The organism is Crenobacter sp. CS_VA4 (assembly GCF_055597485.1).
On record NZ_JBVMAE010000002.1, the window covers coordinates 102,146 to 115,284 of the forward strand.

General features: G+C 64.1%; 14 protein-coding genes. 9 read left to right on the forward strand and 5 right to left on the reverse strand.

Going from position 1 to position 13,139, the window contains the following annotated elements:
* Positions 1-22 precede the first annotated feature (22 nt).
* Genes ACZ2IA_RS02310 through ACZ2IA_RS02320 form a run of 3 tightly spaced genes read right to left on the reverse strand, consistent with a single transcriptional unit; the run spans position 23 to position 3,014 of the window.
* The gene (locus ACZ2IA_RS02310; protein WP_470290950.1) at positions 23-832 is read right to left on the reverse strand and encodes an ABC transporter permease; all 810 of its coding nucleotides are present in this window, start codon (positions 830-832) and stop codon (positions 23-25) included.
* Positions 829-1,770 carry an ABC transporter permease gene (locus ACZ2IA_RS02315; RefSeq protein WP_470290951.1) on the reverse strand — a complete coding sequence of 314 codons (942 nt, stop codon included), beginning with the start codon at positions 1,768-1,770 and terminating at the stop codon, positions 829-831. Before ACZ2IA_RS02315 ends, ACZ2IA_RS02310 begins: the two co-directional genes overlap by 4 nt.
* Positions 1,771-1,772: 2 nt before the next feature.
* Positions 1,773-3,014, reverse strand: coding sequence for an ABC transporter ATP-binding protein (locus ACZ2IA_RS02320; protein WP_470290952.1), 1,242 nt, complete (start codon positions 3,012-3,014; stop codon positions 1,773-1,775).
* A 252-nt stretch (positions 3,015-3,266) separates the two neighbouring features.
* Here ACZ2IA_RS02320 and ACZ2IA_RS02325 point away from each other — a divergent pair, with 252 nt between their 5' ends.
* The 3 genes from ACZ2IA_RS02325 (at position 3,267) to ACZ2IA_RS02335 (ending at position 6,426) form a co-directional block, all read left to right on the forward strand.
* The gene (locus ACZ2IA_RS02325; protein WP_470290953.1) at positions 3,267-4,784 is read left to right on the forward strand and encodes an IclR family transcriptional regulator; all 1,518 of its coding nucleotides are present in this window, start codon (positions 3,267-3,269) and stop codon (positions 4,782-4,784) included.
* A gap of 244 nt (positions 4,785-5,028) precedes the next feature.
* Positions 5,029-5,673, forward strand: coding sequence for an Ivy family c-type lysozyme inhibitor (locus ACZ2IA_RS02330; protein ID WP_470290954.1), 645 nt, complete (start codon positions 5,029-5,031; stop codon positions 5,671-5,673).
* A gap of 138 nt (positions 5,674-5,811) precedes the next feature.
* On the forward strand, positions 5,812-6,426 hold the full coding sequence (locus ACZ2IA_RS02335) for a class I SAM-dependent methyltransferase (protein ID WP_470290955.1): 615 nt from the start codon (positions 5,812-5,814) through the stop codon (positions 6,424-6,426).
* Positions 6,427-6,481: 55 nt separating this feature from the next.
* Here ACZ2IA_RS02335 and ACZ2IA_RS02340 read toward each other — a convergent pair whose 3' ends face one another.
* Entirely contained in the window at positions 6,482-7,447 is a 966-nt protein-coding gene (locus ACZ2IA_RS02340) for an NAD(P)/FAD-dependent oxidoreductase (protein ID WP_470290956.1), read from the reverse strand.
* A gap of 126 nt (positions 7,448-7,573) precedes the next feature.
* Between ACZ2IA_RS02340 and ACZ2IA_RS02345 the strand changes: the two genes are divergently transcribed.
* The 6 genes from ACZ2IA_RS02345 to msrB all read left to right on the forward strand — a co-directional run bounded on the left by ACZ2IA_RS02345 (position 7,574) and on the right by msrB (position 12,532).
* Entirely contained in the window at positions 7,574-8,683 is a 1,110-nt protein-coding gene (locus ACZ2IA_RS02345; RefSeq protein ID WP_470290957.1) for an AI-2E family transporter, read from the forward strand.
* A gap of 106 nt (positions 8,684-8,789) precedes the next feature.
* A complete protein-coding gene (locus tag ACZ2IA_RS02350; protein ID WP_470290958.1) occupies positions 8,790-8,996 on the forward strand; it encodes an osmotically-inducible lipoprotein OsmB in 207 nt (68 codons plus the stop codon).
* A gap of 132 nt (positions 8,997-9,128) precedes the next feature.
* On the forward strand, positions 9,129-10,478 hold the full coding sequence (locus ACZ2IA_RS02355; RefSeq protein WP_470291164.1) for a deoxyguanosinetriphosphate triphosphohydrolase: 1,350 nt from the start codon (positions 9,129-9,131) through the stop codon (positions 10,476-10,478).
* Positions 10,479-10,528: 50 nt separating this feature from the next.
* Entirely contained in the window at positions 10,529-11,419 is an 891-nt protein-coding gene (locus ACZ2IA_RS02360; protein WP_470290959.1) for an AEC family transporter, read from the forward strand.
* A 46-nt stretch (positions 11,420-11,465) separates the two neighbouring features.
* The gene (locus tag ACZ2IA_RS02365; RefSeq protein WP_470290960.1) at positions 11,466-12,128 is read left to right on the forward strand and encodes a histidine phosphatase family protein; all 663 of its coding nucleotides are present in this window, start codon (positions 11,466-11,468) and stop codon (positions 12,126-12,128) included.
* Between the two features lie 5 nt (positions 12,129-12,133).
* On the forward strand, positions 12,134-12,532 hold the full coding sequence (gene msrB / locus ACZ2IA_RS02370) for a peptide-methionine (R)-S-oxide reductase MsrB (protein ID WP_470290961.1): 399 nt from the start codon (positions 12,134-12,136) through the stop codon (positions 12,530-12,532).
* Between the two features lie 174 nt (positions 12,533-12,706).
* Here msrB and ACZ2IA_RS02375 read toward each other — a convergent pair whose 3' ends face one another.
* Positions 12,707-13,030, reverse strand: coding sequence for a cupin domain-containing protein (locus ACZ2IA_RS02375; protein WP_470290962.1), 324 nt, complete (start codon positions 13,028-13,030; stop codon positions 12,707-12,709).
* Positions 13,031-13,139: the final 109 nt, after the last annotated feature.

Sequence of the window (13,139 nt, forward strand, 5' to 3'; positions counted from 1 at the left end):
GCGTGGGGGGGGTGAGCGCCAGTTACGATCGGTCTTGGCGGTTAATCAGGTTTGCGGCGGTGACGAGGGCCACCGACACCGCGAGGATGATGGTCGAGGCGGCGTTGACGTCCGGGGTAACCCCCATCCGCATCAGGCCGAAGATGAAGATCGGCAAGGTGGTGGAGCCGGCCTGCGCGATCAGCACCGAGATCACAAAGTTGTCGAGCGACACGACGAACGCCAGCATCAGGCCCGATACGATCCCGGGCATCAGCAGCGGAAGCGTCACGTGGCGGAACGAGGCCCACTCGTTCGCATACAGATCCATCGCCGCCTGCTCGAGCTTGGTGTCCATGTCCTGCAGGCGTGCCCGTACCGGCAGGAACGCGAACGGGATGCAGAACACGACGTGAGCGATGATCAGGTTGCCCAGCCCCAGCGAAAGCCCGATCGCGCTGAAGAAGCCCAGCGTGGCCACCGCCACCACGATCTCGGGGACGACGAGCGGCAGCATGATCAGACTCTGCGACGCTCTCACCTGCCGCGAGCCGGTGCCACGCGTTACCGCCAGCGCGGCGATCGTCGAGAGCGCCGTCGCGCAGATGGACGCGATGACGGCGATGATCAAGCTGTTTTTCGCGGCCTCACGCAGCCCCTCGTTCTGCAACGCGACGTCGTACCAGCGGAAGCTGAAGTGCTCCCAGACGGTCGCCGACGAGCTGCCGTTGAACGAGAAGATGATCAGCGCCACGATCGGGATATACAGATAGACATAGAACCCCGCGGTCACCCAACCGATGCCGCGAAAATGTCGTACGGAAAATGTTCCGTTGCCGCTTGCCCGCTTCATGCTGCCTCCCTTTTAATCGCTTGCACCGACCTGGCTCGTGCACGTGATGCCAGCAGCGCCGAGACGCTAATCAACACCAGCAGCACCACGGCGAGGACGGAGCCGAACGGCCAGTTGCGCGCTTCGGTGAACTGGCGGTAAATCAGGTTGCCGAGCATCAGCTTTCTGCCGCCGCCGAGCAGTTCCGGCGCGATCATCGCGCCCAGACAAGGGATGAAGGTGAGCATGCACCCCGCCACCACGCCCGGCAGCGCGGCCGGCAGGACGACCGTCCGCAGCGCCTGCCACTTCGTGGCGTAGAGATCGTGGGCCGCCTCGATCAGGCGAACGTCCATCTTCTCCAGGCAGGAGTAGATCGGCAGCACCATGAACGGCGAGTAGGTGTAGACGAGGCCGACGAGTACCGCGCCGTCCGAGTACAGCAGCGGCAACGGCTGGTGGATGATGCCCGTCGCCATCAGGACGCCGTTGACGACCCCCGAGTCGCGCAGCATCAGGATCCATGCGTACGTTCTGACGAGGATGTTGGTCCAGAACGGGATGGTCACCAGCAGCAGCAGACGGCTGCGACGCTGCGCCGGCTGCAAGGCGATATACAGCGCCACCGGAAGGCCGACGGCCACCGTGATCCCCGTCGTGAGAAAGGCAATCACGACCGAACGCCATGCGATCGCCAGATACGCGTCGGTGAACGCCAGCGAGTCGTCCAATTGCCGTTCGAACAGCAGCTGGGTGTACGCGTCCAGGCTGAAGTTGAGCCGCACGCCACCGTAGCCGTTCGCTTCCATGAACGAATAGCCGACGATCAGCAGCAGCGGGAACACCAGGAAGACGGTGACCACCAGCGGAGCGGGAAGCAGACTCGCCAGATTGCGCCAATAGGCGCGCCGCTCGAGCGGGTTGGGCCGGCGTGTTGCCTTGTAAGTGTCTGCAGTCATCGTCAGTCTCCCAGCACCTTCACGTCTTCGAACACGAGATCGACCGACACGGTGTCCCCGACCCGCGGAGGCTTGCCGACGGTGCCGGACTTCAGGTCACGCACGATCAGGCGTTGGCCGTCGGCGAGCTCGATGTGGAACGCGGTGTCGGTGCCGAGATACATGGTGGCCACCACACGCGCGTCGAAACGGATGCTGTCGGGCACGGTGTGACCGTTGGCGAGGGACAGCTTCTCCGGCCGCACGGCGACCGAGATCTCTTGTCCGGCGACCAGCGCATGACCGTTCGCCACCGTCAGCTCCCCGATGCCGGCCAAGGCAATCCGGGCAGAGTCGCCGGCACATGCCAGCACGCGCGCATCGAGCAGGTTGTTCTCACCGATGAACTGCGCCACGAAGCGGTTGGCCGGCCTGTCGTAGATTTCGTCGGGCCGGCCAATTTGCTGAACCGCCCCTTCGGACATCACCGCGATGCGGTCGCTCATCGCCAGCGCCTCTTCCTGGTCGTGCGTGACGAAGACGAAGGTGATCCCCGTTTCCGCCTGCAATGCCTTCAGTTCCAGCCGCATCGCCTGGCGCAGCTTCAGATCCAGCGCCGACAGCGGCTCGTCGAGCAGCAAGACCTTCGGCCGTGGGGCCAGCGCCCGCGCCAGCGCGATCCGCTGTTGCTGCCCGCCGGACAGCTGCGAGGTACGGCGATTCGCGAAGCGCTCCATCTTTACCAGCGCCAGCATTTCGGCCACGCGTGCATCGATTTCCCGCTTCGGGGTGCGCAACATGCGTAGGCCGAAGCCGATGTTTTCCGCCACCGTCATGTTCGGAAACAGCGCGTAGTGCTGAAATACGGTATTGATCGAGCGCCGAAACGGTGGCAGCGCCTGCACCGGCTCGCCAGACAGCAGGATTTCTCCGTCGGTAGGCTGTTCGAAGCCGGCGAGCAATCTCAGCAGCGTCGTTTTTCCGCAGCCAGACGGGCCGAGCAAGGTGAAGAACTCGTTGTGGCGAATCGACACGGACACTTCGCTGAGCGCGTTGACCGGGCCACTCTGACTCTCGAACGACTTGCGGACCGAACGGACGTCGATGACGAAGTTGTCACCGTCGCCAGTTCGTTCGACCGGAGACTCCGATCGCGCATCACGGGAGTGTTCGCCGGCAGGCTCATCTGGTGACGCGGCATTTCGAAAGGACTGCTCCCATGCCGGCGCATGGAGAGGAATTGAAGTACGTGCGGGCGTTGACATCCTGGCTCCTTTGTCTCTCTCAACTACTTCTCGACTTTTTACCGCAATGCGATTATTATTATCGTGATTCGATTGCACACATCGTAGAGTGCAGAAAAAGGGAAGTTAACAACGTTTGACACTCTCATCTGTCTCTTCGTATTTACCGCAATGCGATTATTAATATCGCCATCCAATTAAACACATCGTAGAGCGCAGAAAAACCGAAGTCAACAGCGTTCTATGCTTACCTTTCCATGGAGGAAATTGCAGATGAGCGACGACCGTCGTTCCCAGATCGCGGCGCTGAGTAAGGCGCTGGCGGTTCTGGAACTATTTGGGCCGCACGCCCCCGACTTGCGCATCGCGGAAATCGCCGAACTCACCGGTCTGAATCGCAGCAGCGCGCAACGTACGCTGCACACGCTGGTGCGTTGCGGTTACCTCAAACGCGACCCGGCTTCGGCGGCGATCTCCTTGTCGCACCGGGGCGCACTGCTGGCTCACCGCTACCTGACGGCTAACCATCTGATCGACATGTCGATGCTGCATCTGGTCGAACTGAACTCGCGCACGCACTTGCAGTGCGATTTGTGGGTACTCAGCGGCGAAGACGTGGTGAACATTGCCCGTGTGCCGTCGGCGGCAATCACGGCCTCGCTCACCCCGATCGGGCAGCGCTTGAGCGCAACACGCTCCGCGCCGGGAAGGGCGATGCTTGCGGGAATGGAAGCGATGGGCGGCTTGCGGGATGCCTCCTCGGAAATGGCGAATTCCGGCTGCGCGGTCGAATTGGGCGAGACCGTCGCCAACGAGGGCACCATCGCGGCGCCGGTGATCGGCGCCGACGGACTATGCATTGCGGCGGTCTCGATTTCGGGACCGCTGAGGGAGATCATGCAGGGCGATGCGCAAGAGCAGCTGGCGGCGGCCGTCGCGGCGACGGCGCGCGCGATCTCCGACCTCAAGATCCAACCTTGGGCGCGCACGTTCGCGGATCTCTCGTCGTCGATCGCGCTGCCCGATATGCCCGACGACGACGATCCGCTGTTCATCTCGTCCGTCGCGCGGAGCCTGCACACGCTCGAGGCCTTCTCGTTCGGCCCGCCGGCGCTGACGCTGACCGAGCTGCATCGTGTCACCGGCTACCCGGTCCCGACGCTGCAGCGCATCCTCGACACGTTCATGATGCACGGTTACATCGAGAAGGACCCGCGCCACAAGACGTTTCGCTTGTCGGTGCGGACGCTCGACCTGCTGTTCAATTTCCAGATGAGCGATCTTGTGCTCAAGACCGTTTGGCCGCGGCTGGTACGGCTCAGGGACGAGTGCGGACTGCGTTGTTCGTTCTGTATCCTGGACGACACCGAGATCGTCCATCTATTGCATGTGCAGAGCCATCCACATGTCGATTTCCGAACGGCGTATATGGGCAGGAAACTTCCGGCATTGAGCACGTCCGGCGGCCTGGCGATCCTCTCGAAGCTGCCGGAGGCCGCGCTCGACCAGCTATTGGCCGAACAGCCGGTCGAGCAGCTGACGCCTTACACGATCACCGACAAGGAGGTGCTGCGCGAGGCGGTGTCGCAGGCGCGCACGCGCGGCTATGCGTTTACCGACCAGCAGTCGATCCTCCACGAGGTGAACGTGGCCGCACCGATCGTCGAAGTCGACGGCCAGCCGGTCGGTGCCATCGTTGTCTCCGCGCCGCGCCGTGACTGGACGGTCGAGCGCCTGGAGAGCGAGATCGTGCCGCTGTTGTTGCCGCACACCCGGGCGTTATTTTCTTGATCCTACGAGCGACTACGCAATAGCGGGGGAAATTATCGACGATGGGAGCGCTCGTGGCGTTGTTAATGGCAGGGAGGGACTCCATGGGCAAATCCCCATTCTCGCCGGGCATTCACGTTACCGGCACACCTTTCCGTTTCATGACGATTTGTGACCGTATGTCCTCTTTCTGTCGAAACGCTGGCGAACCTGCCGCTCCGATTTTAGTCTAGTGAGCTATCCAATCGATAAAACAGGAGTCCCGATGATCCGCACCACCCCGCTCATCCTTGCCCTGTTCGCCGCCAGCGTTGCACTGACCGCCTGCGGCAAGAAAGAGGCCGCCAAGGTCCAGGAAGCCGCCTCGTCGGCCATCGGCCAGACTCACGAGGCATTGCAGTCGGCGGCCAGTGCCCCGTTGGCCGACATCAAGCGACAGGCCAGCGCCGCCGCCTCAGAAGCCAAGCAGAAACTCGACGCGCTCGCCGCGTCCAACCCGGCTGTCGGCGGCGCCGTCGATTCGCTGAAGGGCATCGCCAAAGCGACCCAGAAAGCCGGTAAGTGGGCGTTGCTGCAGACCGAGATCGGCAAGTATCCGAACGACTTGAAGCTGTACGACGACAGCGCGATCACGCCGGACCTGAAGGCGCTGCTCGGCGACAAGTTCGCCACCTTCAAGAAGAATATGGAAGTCTCCGGCCCACTGCAGCGCGACCGGATCCTGTACGTGCTGGGCAACAAGAAGCACCAGGGCGGCAAGGACGCGGCCTATTTGCTGATCGACACCGAGAACCAGAAGCTCGAAGTCGGCCTGTGGGAAAACGGCAAGCTGACCACCTACGCCAGCCCCGGTGAGCCGCTGTTCAAACCGAAGGATGTGCTGACCACGATCCAGAATAATCAGGGCTGATCGGACGGCACTTCCGGCCTCCCGAGATATTCACTTTGTAGACGCGGCCCCGCTGGGGCCGTCGTTACGTCGCTTCCCGCTCGCCGATCGCTTTGCAGCATGCTAGGCTGCGCGGGTTGTCTTGCCGAAAGCTGCACCATGAGCGACGCCGCCCTGTTCTGGAATCCCAAATTCGCCGCCGCCGACTACGTCTACGGCACCGACCCCAACGATTTCCTGCGCCAACACTGCCACGAACTGCCGGCCGGCGGGACGGTGCTCAGCCTCGGCGAGGGTGAGGGCCGCAACGCGGTGTTCCTCGCCGAAAAGGGCTTTGCCGTTACCGCGCTCGATGCCGCCAACGCCGGCCTTGCCAAGGTCGCCCGCTTGGCCGAACGGCACGCCGTGACGGTCCGCACGCTGCACGCCGATCTGGACGACTATCGGATCGCGCCGGGCGCGTGGCAAGGCATCGTATCGGTGTTCTGCCACCTGCCGACCGCGCTGCGCGGCCGGGTGCTGCGCGACGTGGTCGCCGGGCTGGTGCCGGGTGGAGTGTTGCTGATGGAGGGCTACACGCCGCGTCAACTGGTCTTTGGCAGCGGCGGCCCGAAAGAGGTCGACCTGTTGCTGGAGCCGGACACGGTCCGCGATGAACTGGCGGGGCTGGAGTTGCTGCATTTTGCCGAGGTGCAGCGCACCGTGCAGGAAGGCCGGCTGCACACCGGGATGGCGGCGGTGTTGCAGGTTGTGGCCCGAAAGCCGCTCGCCTAAGACCCGCCGTAGTGACCGGTTGGCCGAACCACCTGGTTCGGCCAACCCTGTAGTGCTAACCCTGCAGAATCCGTTCGGCCAGCTGATGGCCGCTCAGGAACGCCGACTCGACCCGCTCTCCCAGCATGCCGTCACCGCACACCCCGAGCCGCAGCCCCGCATCCCACAGATAGGGTTCGCCGAGCGGTTGGGTGACCCGTGCGTACAGCCAGCGATGGACGCTCTCGAGCGTCAACGGCGTGCCACCGAGCAATTCGCGGGCGGTGCGCAGCAAGGCCTGTCCGACCCAATCCTGCGCGTGGCTGCGGTGCGCATCCGACCAGGCCGGACTGGCGTGCGCCACCCAGGTCGGCGCACCGTTGCGGCCCGGTTTGGAATGGTTGTTCGCCAGCCAAGACAACGGGCTACCGTCACTGATAAACGCCGCGTCCCAGCCGCTGTCGAGCCCCTCTTCCGCCAGCAGCATCACGCTCCAGCACGGCGCGTATTGCACCTTGCCGAGCAGCGTCGCAAAGCGGTGCACGCCGCTGAGCAGGGTCACCGCCTGCGGCGCCGGTACGGCCAGCACCAGGGAGCTGGCCGGATAGGTCTCGCCGTTGTCCAGCGTAATGCGCCAGCTGTCACCGGTCGGCGTCACCGCTACCACCCGGCTCTGCGTCATCACGTTCAGTCCTTCGGCCAACGTCCGCCCCAGGCAGCTCATCCCCGGCACCGCCACGTAGCGCACCGACTCGTGCGCCGGCGTGGTGGTGCCGTCTACACCGATCTCGACGAAGCGCGCGTTCCACGGCAGCACCAGCCCGGCTTCACGCCAGCCGGCCACCGTGTCGCGAAACGCCTCGCTCTCTACGGTGAAATATTGCGCACCGTGATCGAACGTCGCCGTGTCGGTACGACGCGTTGCCAGCCGGCCGCCGAAGCCGCGACTGCGCTCGAACACGCGCACCGCCTGCCCGGCCGCCGCCAGTTGTCGGGCCACCGTCAATCCGGCGAGGCCCGCACCGATCACTGCCGTTACCATGGACACACTCCTTTACCTAACTGCTGCTGTTGTAGACGAAAATGGCGCGCAATGGTGCCCGGATATCCGAAAATTATTCCGCTCGGGCTAGAATGCAGCATCTCTATGACGACTTCCGGAGCTGGGATGCAAGCACCCAAGTGGCCCCAACAACTGTTTTCGATGGAAAGCCTGGTACGCGCGGTACTGGTGCTGCTGCTGGCGTTCGCCTGCTTCAAGGTCCTGCAGCCCTTTCTCGGCGCGATGCTGTGGGCGGGCATCATCGCCATTTCGGCCTGGCCGGCCTATAGCTGGCTGCGCGGCAAGCTGGGCAACCGCCCCAAGCTGGCCGCCACGCTGGTGATCCTGTTATTGGCGGTAGCGTTTGTTGTGCCGCTGACCTTCATGGTGATGTCGATAGCAGATTTCGTGCCATCGAAAAGCGTGATCAGCGGCGGCCTCGCCAGTTTCAAGATCCCCAATCCGCCCAACTGGTTAAACGGCATCCCCTTGGTCGGCGATCAGGTGATCCAGTTGTGGCAAACCGCGCAGACCGACCTGCCGAGCCTACTGGAGCGCTTCAAGCCGATGCTCGACAGCGTCGGCAGCTGGCTGCTCGCCCAAGGGGCGCAGATGGGCAAGGGCCTGGTCGAAATCGTACTGGCGATGGTGATCGCCGGCTTGTTTCTGGTGGCTGGCGACACGCTGTGGGACGGCTTCGGCCGACTGGTGGTCAAGCTCGGCGGCCAAGTGCACGACGACCTGCCGGAACTGGTGGCGCGCACCGTCCGCGGCGTCACCACCGGCGTAGTCGGCACCGCGCTCGCGCAAGCGCTGTTGACGGTGATCGGCGTGGCGATCACCGGTGTGTCGGGAGTGATGCTGATCGGTTTCCTATGCTTTCTGGTGGCGATCGCCCAGCTGCCGACGCTGGTGGTGTGGGCGCCGGTGGTGGCCTGGCTGGCGTTCAAGGGCGAGACCGGCATGGCGATCTTCCTCGGTCTATGGGGCTTGTTGCTGGTCAACTCGATCGACAACTTCCTCAAACCCTATCTGATCAGCCACGGCGCCCGGATGCCGCTGTCGCTGATTTTCCTCGGCGTGATCGGCGGCCTACTCAGCATGGGGCTGATCGGCCTGTTCGTCGGCCCGACCCTGCTCGCAGTCGCCTACCGATTGATCGGCCGTTGGCTGAATGCCCCGGCTGCGGCCGCCTGCCCGCAGGAGGAAGAGGCCGTCGCACCGGAACAGAAATAAACGTGCATAACCTTTCTTAACACTTTATTCCGGGCCATTTAGCGGCTCTGACGGACCCCCTGCGGTAAGATTCTCGCTACCAGAACTCGAAACGCAGGAGCCCCCCATGAGGCAAGCACTGAAAACCGTCGCGCTGGCAGCCGTCATGACCGCGATGATCGCCGGCTGTTCCAATATGAACCGCCAGCAGCGCAACACCGCGATCGGTGCCGGTGCCGGTGCCATTCTCGGCTCGGTCCTGACCAACGGTGATGCACTCGGTACCATCGGCGGTGCAGCCGTCGGCGGCGTGGTAGGTCACCAGGTCCGCTAAGCGGCCCAAGCATCACTCCCACAGGGGGCTGACAGTGTGTCAGCCCCCTGTTCGTTTCAGGCTCAGTCAAGCTGGTATGATTGGGACATCTCCGACCCGACGACCCGCCCGATGAGCCCGACTCCTTCCGTGATGAACTGGCCCGCGCTGCTGTCCAGCAAGCGCTTCAAGACTGTCGCCGGCGAGGTTCGGCCGACCCGCACTCCCGCCACCAGCGAGGGCGCGCCCGGCCTGCGCAGCGACTTCCACATCGACCACGACCGCGTGGTTTTCTCCAGCGCGTTTCGTCGCCTCGGCCGCAAGACCCAGGTGCACCCGCTGGCCCAGCACGACCACACCCACAACCGCCTGACGCACAGCGTCGAGGTGGCCAGCGTCGGCCGCAGCCTGGGCAATCGGGTCGGGGTAATGCTGGAGCACAGCGGCTTCCTGCCGGCCGGCTACACCCCGTTCGACATCGGCGCGGTGGTGCAGGTGGCCTGCCTCGCCCACGACATCGGCAACCCGCCGTTCGGCCATACCGGCGAGGACGCGCTGCGCGACTGGTTCCGCGACCCGGCGCACGCGCCGCTGTTGACCGGCCTATCCGCGCACGAAGCGCGCGACGTCACCACCTATGAGGGCAACGCGCACGGCCTGCGCATGGTCGCCTCGCTGGAGATGTACGCCGGCGAAGGCGGCATGCGGCTGACCGCGGCGGCGATCGGCGCGCTGATCAAGTACCCGTGGACATCGGACGCACAGCCGGCGTACGAGCGCGACAAGTTCAACATCTACCAGACCGAACGCCCCTATTTCGAGGCGGTCGCCGCCGAGCTCGGGCTGCTGCGCCGCGCCGACAACCAGTGGTGCCGCCACCCGCTGTCCTACCTGATGGAAGCCGCCGACGATATCTGCTACGCTATTCTCGATCTGGAGGACGCGGTCGAGATCGGCATCCTCGACGTGCGCGAGTTCGAAAGCCTGTTCTCGTCGCTGGGCGAGGTTGAACGCGCCTGGTCCAGCCACAGCGTCAGCCAGAAGTGCGCCACGATCCGCGGCGTGGCGATCGGCCGCAGCGTCAGCGAAGTGGCCGAGAAGTTCATGCTGCACCAGCCGGCGCTGTTGGCCGGCGCATTCCAGGGCAAGGACCTGATCGACGTGTGCGAGCCGCGGCTGCGCGATACGCTGCTCGAGGCCAAACGGATGGCCAGCCAGCGCATCTACAACCACCGCAGCAAGCTGATCACCGAGATCGCCTCGTTCCCTTGTCTCGGCACCCTGCTCGACATCCTGGTGCCGGCGGTGCACATGCGCGTCACCGCGCCGGAAGAGCTGACCTCGCGGCAGAAGCTGGCGCTGGGCCTGTTGGCCAATACGCCGATAGTCGCCGGCGACACACTCTACAGCGCCTATATGAAGGTGCTGGACCTAGCCGGCAGCATGACCGACAACGCGGCGGCCAATCTGGCGCGCGAGCTGTCCGGCATCGGTATCCTGTAACCCTCTGACTCCTCGCCGGGCGTAGCTGCCGCTACGCCCGGCCATCCACCATGTTCGAACGCATCCTCTTTATCATCCTGCCGGTACTGCTGATCGTGCTGGCCGGCTGGCTGTACGGCCGCCGCCACCGCCCCGACATGAGCGCCGCCAACCGGCTCAATGTGGACGTGTGCGTGCCGCTCTTGCTGTTTTCGGTGCTGGCCGCCAAGGACTTTCATCTCATCGAGCACTGGAAGATGCTACCGGCCGCGCTCGGCATCGTGCTGCTGTCCGGCCTCTTGGCCTGGCCGGCGGCGCGGCTGCTCGGCTACTCGCCGCGCACCCTGTTGCCACCGTCGATGTTCAACAACTGCGGCAATATGGGCCTGCCCTTGGCGCTGCTGGCGTTCGGTCACGGCGGTTTCAACGGCTTCGTCGTGCTGTTCGTGGTGTCCAACCTGCTGCACTTCACCCTCGGCGCGGTGATCTTCGGCCAACGTGCCAGCCTGAGCGAGCTCGCCCGCAACCCGATCGTGCTGGCGACGCTGGCCGGCTTCGCCTGCGGCCTGCTCGGCCTGCACCTGCCCGAGTGGCTGTTGTTGCCGGTGAAGATGCTCGGCGACGTGTCGATCCCGCTGATGCTGTTTGCGCTGGGGGTGAGGATGGTCGATGTGCACTGGGGCGGCTGGGGGCGCAGCCTGCTTGCCGGCGCGGTCTGCCCGTTGACCGGCCTGATCGCCGCCGCGGTGCTGACGCCGCTATTGAGGCTCGACAGCGCGCAGATGGCCCTGGTGTTCCTGTTCGGCGCGCTGCCGCCGGCGGTGCTCAACTTCCTGATGGCCGAACGCTATGTACAGGAGCCGGACAAGATGGCGTCGATCGTGCTGGTCGGCAATCTGGCCAGCCTGCTGTTCGTGCCGCTCGGGCTGTGGTTGGGTCTGAGCCGCGCGCTCCTGAACTGACAGCAGACTGCCTATACTGGGATTCCTTGCTTGTGAAACGGACTCCATGACTACAGCCACCCGCCTTTGTCTGATTCGCCATGGCGAAACCGACTGGAACCGCGAACACCGCCTGCAAGGCCAGCTCGATATTCCACTCAACGCCTTTGGCCAACGCCAGGCAAGGCAGGCCGCGGTCCGGCTCGCCGAGTTGGCCGAACACGCGCCGTTTGCCGCGCTCTACAGCAGCGACCTGGCAAGGGCCCGCGACACGGCCAGCACCGCGGCCAGCCGGCTACACCTGGAGGTGGTGCCGACCGCCGCGCTGCGTGAACGGCACTTCGGTCAAATGCAAGGCCTGACGCCCGACGAGGCCAGCGTACGGGTGCCACACCTTCAATTGGCCGTACGCCATCGCGAGCTCGACAACGCGCTCGATGGCGGCGAAACCCTGCTCGCGCTCGCCAGCCGGTTGCGCCACTTTCTGGGCCACATGCTCGAACGCCATACCGGCCAGAGCGTACTCGCCGTCACCCACGGCGGCGCACTCGACGTGATCTACCGCCTGGCAGCCGGCCGCCCTCTCGATGGCGCCCGCGACTTTGCCCTCCCGAACGCCGCGCTCAACTGGATCGCCCACGATGGGCACGGCTGGAAACTGGAGAGTTGGGCCGACACAGGGCACCTCGCCCCCTCCCTCGACGAAGCATTCGACCAACACGCAGGATAAAGGCCATGAGCGACACCCTTCGCAAGACCGACGCCGACTGGCAGGAACAGCTGACCCCGGAACAATACCGGGTCACCCGCCTGGCCGGCACTGAGCGGCCGTTCAGCGGCGAACACTACTACCGCACCGAACAGGGCCAGTACCACTGCATCTGCTGCGACGCGCTGCTGTTCGAGTCCGGCACCAAATTCGACGCCGGCTGCGGCTGGCCGAGCTTCTGGGAAGAAGCGGTGCCCGGCAGCATCGTGCGAATTACCGACACCAGCCACGGCATGATCCGCACCGAGGTGCGCTGTGCCCACTGCGACGCCCACCTCGGCCACGTCTTTCCGGACGGGCCGGAGCCGACCGGTGAGCGCTACTGCATCAATTCGGTGGCGTTGAGCTTCACGCCAAAAAGCTGATGGTGCACGTCTACTAAGTTATTGAAAACATTGCTCATACAGATGAAGCGCACACCAAAATAGGGCGCGATCCTTCATGGATACACCCCATCCTTTTACCTTCATCTCCTGCGATAAAACGTGGCCTACCCTAGGTACCGTGGACAGGCACTGAGGCGGTATCGGCGGTAAAATTCATTCGTAATATACTGCCAACCAAACCGTCGCCACCTCCGGGTCGGTCCACTCGACCCGGTGCCGGCAATGCGGTGGAATGTCGACGAAATCGCCCGGCAGCAAATCGCGAGGGGAAGCCTCGTCTTCGAATACCAATTTGGCCTCTCCGGCCAGCAGCACCAACCATTCGCCTTGCTCCTGCTCGTACCAGAAGCCGGACGGGCTGGCTTGGCCGGTGGAGACAATGCGCTCGATCTTGAGACCGGGACGGTCCAGCAGCGTGTGCAACTGCTCGTATTCGGTGCGGGTGTCCAGATGGGTGAACAAGTTGTGAAGGTTCATGGCGCACTCCCTCGTGGTGCCATCCTCTGTTGTAGTTCAGAGTACAGAATCAGGCATGAAGCAAAAGAATCGGCATGGAGACCGAAGGGCGGCATGAAGCGGCGCAAAG